General features: G+C 73.4%; 2 protein-coding genes and 1 pseudogene. 2 read left to right on the forward strand and 1 reads right to left on the reverse strand.

The annotated features are described in order from the left end of the window. A pseudogene (locus AB0O29_RS34490) lies at positions 1-327 on the reverse strand (hypothetical protein); the annotation flags it as partial. Positions 328-554: 227 nt separating this feature from the next. Between AB0O29_RS34490 and AB0O29_RS34495 the strand changes: the two are divergent. Continuing rightward, positions 555-2,093, forward strand: a complete 1,539-nt coding sequence (locus AB0O29_RS34495) for an aldehyde dehydrogenase family protein (RefSeq protein ID WP_365159963.1) — start codon at positions 555-557, stop codon at positions 2,091-2,093. Then, positions 2,090-3,679 (forward strand): GMC oxidoreductase, encoded by a 1,590-nt coding sequence (locus AB0O29_RS34500; protein ID WP_365159965.1) that lies wholly within the window; start codon positions 2,090-2,092, stop codon positions 3,677-3,679. The genes AB0O29_RS34495 and AB0O29_RS34500 overlap by 4 nt, the downstream gene beginning before the upstream one ends. The last annotated feature ends 159 nt before the right edge of the window (positions 3,680-3,838 follow it).

The raw sequence follows: 3,838 nt of genomic DNA on the forward strand, positions 1-3,838 counted from the left end.
CGCCCGGTGCCTCTGCCGGAGCTCCTCCAGGAGCCGCCGCTCCTCGTCCGTGGGGCCGGACCGCGGGTCCCGGGCCCACGCGGCGGCCGACAGCCGCCGCTCCCGGTGGATGTCCGCGGGGCGTCGGCCGCGCCTGTGGGGGTGCGGATCGGTGCACACCGGCCACGGCTCGTCCGCCGGCCAGAGCATCGGTCCGCCGACGGAGCTCATCGACGCGTCGGGGCTGCCCGGCCGCGGGTGCAGCCGGGTGGTCGTGCCGCGGTGGGCGGCGATCCCGGGGAAGAGCCCCTCGACGTCGAGCGGGCGCGGTGGCGTGGTCCTCGTCATGATCCCGAACCCTACGGCCGCACCCGCCCAGGCCCTCAGTCAGGCGCAATCCGTCCCTAATGCCCGGTTATGTCCATGGGTGGCGCGTGAAGTGGATCACTCTCCGCCCCGCATTCCGCATGTCTCCGGGAGGCAGGGGCAGCCGCGCCACCGGGCGACCGGCAGCGGCGCCCTGGTTCCCCGGGCGACCGGCGGGGGATCCGAAGGAACGAAAGGCAATACCCGACGTGACCGCAGCACAACAGGCCATCCACGTGGGCGGCGAGTGGCGAGCCTCACTCTCCGGAGACGACCGCCGGATCATCGACCCCGCCGACTCCACCGCCTTCGCGGTCGTCGAGGAGGGCGGGGTCCGGGACACCGACGACGCGGTGGCCGCCGCCCGCGCCGCGTTCGACGCGGGCGCCTGGCCCCGTACGCCGGTCGCCGAGCGCGCCGCCCTGCTGCGCCGGGTCGCCGACCGGCTGGAACGCGACCGGGAGCGGATCGGCGCCCTGGAGAGCCGGGACGCGGGCAAGACGCTGGAGGAGGGCCGCACCGACGTCGACTGCGTGCGCGCCGCCTTCCGCTACTTCGCCGACCTGGTGGAGAAGGAGAGCGCGGAGCGCGTCGTCGACGCCGGTTCGCCGGACGTCCACAGCGTCGTCGTCCACGAGCCGGTGGGCGTCTGCGCGCTGATCACCCCGTGGAACTATCCGCTCCTCCAGGCCAGCTGGAAGATCGCGCCGGCCCTCGCGGCCGGCAACACCTTCGTCATCAAGCCCAGCGAGATCACCCCGCTCAGCACGGTCGCCCTGGTGGAGCTGCTGCTGGAGGCCGGGCTCCCGCTCGGCGCCGCCAACATCGTCACGGGCCCCGGCCACACCGTGGGCGCCCGGCTCGCCGAGCACCCCGACGTCGACCTGATCTCGTTCACCGGCGGGCTCGTCAGCGGCACCAAGGTCGCGCGGGCGGCGGCCGAGGGCGTCAAGAAGGTCGCGCTCGAACTGGGCGGCAAGAACCCCAACATCGTCTTCGCGGACGCCTGCGCCACCCCCGAGGGCTTCGACACCGCCGTCGACCAGGCCCTCAACGCCGCGTTCATCCACAGCGGCCAGGTCTGCTCGGCCGGCTCCCGCCTCATCGTCGAGGAGCCGCTGCGGGACCGGTTCGTCGCCGAACTGTCCCGCCGGGCCGAGCTGATCCGGCTGGGCCGCGGCACCGACCCCGGCGTCGAGTGCGGGCCGCTGGTCTCGGCCGCCCAGCGGGTGCGGACCGAGGAGTACGTGGCCTCCGCCCTCGCCGAGGGCGCGGTGCTCCGCGCCGGCGGGGTCAGGCCCGAGGGCCCCGGCTTCTTCTACCGGCCCACCGTCCTCGACCGCTGCCACCGCGGCATGCGCGTGGTGCGCGAGGAGGTCTTCGGCCCGGTCCTGACCGTGGAGACCTTCCGCACCGAGGAGGAGGCCGTCGCCCTCGGCAACGACACCGAGTACGGCCTGGCCGGCGCGGTGTGGACCGCCGACGAGGAGCGGGCCGGTCGGGTGGCCGGGCTGCTGCGCCACGGCACCGTCTGGATCAACGACTTCCACCCGTACCTGCCGCAGGCGGAATGGGGCGGCTTCGGCAAGTCCGGCATCGGCCGAGAACTGGGTCCCACCGGCCTCGCCGAGTACCGCGAGGCCAAGCACGTCTACCGGAACCTCGCTCCGCGCCCCGTCCGCTGGTTCGCCGGCGGACAGGACGACGGCGCACGCGGCGAGGACCAGAAGGACCAGGACCAGGCATGAACCACCATCCCCCCACACACCACCAGCCCCTCACTCCCGGCCAGGCCCCCACGCCCGGCCCGTACGACGAGCAGCTGTACGACTACGTCGTCGTCGGAGGCGGGACCGCCGGCTCCGTGATCGCCTCCCGGCTGACCGAGGACCCCTCCGTCAGCGTGGCCGTCATCGAGGGCGGACCCAGCGACGTCGGCCGCGACGACGTCCTCACCCTGCGCCGGTGGATGGGCCTGCTCGGCGGCGAACTGGACTACGACTACCCCACCACCGAGCAGCCCCGCGGCAACTCCCACATCCGCCACAGCCGGGCGCGGGTGCTGGGCGGCTGCTCCTCGCACAACACGCTCATCTCGTTCAAGCCGCTGCCCTCCGACTGGGACGAGTGGGCCGAGGCCGGAGCCGAGGGCTGGGACGCGGCCTCCATGGACCCGTACTTCGACCGGCTGCGCAACAACATCGTCCCGGTCCACGCGGACGACCGGAACGCCATCGCCCGCGACTTCGTGAAGGCGGCGCAGGGCGCCCTCGGCGTCCCCCTCGTGGAAGGGTTCAACGAGGACGCCTTCCACGAGGGCGTCGGCTTCTTCGACCCGGCCTACCACCCGGAGGACAACAAGCGCTCCTCGGCCTCGGTCGCCTACCTGCACCCCTTCCTGGACCGGCCGAACCTGCACATCGCCCTGGAGACGTGGGCGTTCCGGCTGGAGCTGGAGGGGACCCGGGCCACCGGCGTGCACGTGCGCACCGCCGACGGCCGGGAGCACCTGGTGCGGGCCCGGCGCGAGGTGCTGGTGTGCGCCGGCGCCGTCGACTCGCCGCGGCTGCTGCTGCACTCGGGCATCGGACCGCGGGCGGACCTGGAGGAGCTGGGCATCCCGGTCGCGCACGACCTGCCGGGGGTCGGCGAGAACCTCCTCGACCACCCCGAGTCGGTCATCGTGTGGGAGACGAACGGTCCGATACCGGAGAACTCGGCCATGGACTCGGACGCCGGGCTGTTCGTCCGCCGGGACCCGGCCGCCCAGGGGCCGGACCTGATGTTCCACTTCTACCAGGTGCCGTTCACCGACAACCCGGAGCGGCTCGGCTACGAACGCCCCGCCCACGGCGTGTCGATGACCCCGAACATCCCCAAGCCGCGCAGCCGCGGCCGGCTCTACCTGACGAGCGCCGACCCCGGGGTCAAGCCGGCGCTGGACTTCCGGTACTTCACCGACGAGGACGACTACGACGGCCGGACCCTCGTCGACGGCATCAAGATCGCCCGCCGGATCGCCGCGGCCGAGCCGCTCGCCGGCTGGCTGAAGCGCGAGGTCTGCCCGGGCCCGGAGGTCACCTCCGACGAGGAGCTCAGCGCTTACGCCCGGCACGTCGCGCACACCGTGTACCACCCGGCCGGAACCTGCCGGATGGGCGCCGAGGACGATCCGCTCGCCGTCGTCACGCCCGACCTGAGGATCCGGGGCCTGTCCGGCGTCCGGATCGCCGACGCGTCCGTCTTCCCGACCATGACCGCCGTGAACCCGATGATCGGCGTGCTGATGGTCGGGGAGAAATGCGCCGAACTGCTGGGAGGCACCAGCCGATGAGCCGACCGAACGCACACGTGAACGCCCGGCCGGGGAGCACGGCAGGCGTCGGCGCCGAGTCCGTCTTCGCCGTCCGGAACCTGTGGAAGGATGACCGAAGAACTCTCACCCGCCGAGCGGTACGCCGCTGCCCGGATCCGCGCCGCCGAAGAGGCCTCC

It is taken from the genome of Streptomyces sp. NPDC089915 (assembly GCF_040684675.1).
GTDB lineage: Bacteria > Actinomycetota > Actinomycetes > Streptomycetales > Streptomycetaceae > Streptomyces.

Excerpts from the sequence above, each read along its gene's own strand:
- AB0O29_RS34500 (WP_365159965.1), top strand. The coding sequence starts at position 2,090 with ATGAACCACCATCCCCCCACACACCACCAGCCCCTCACTCCCGGCCAG.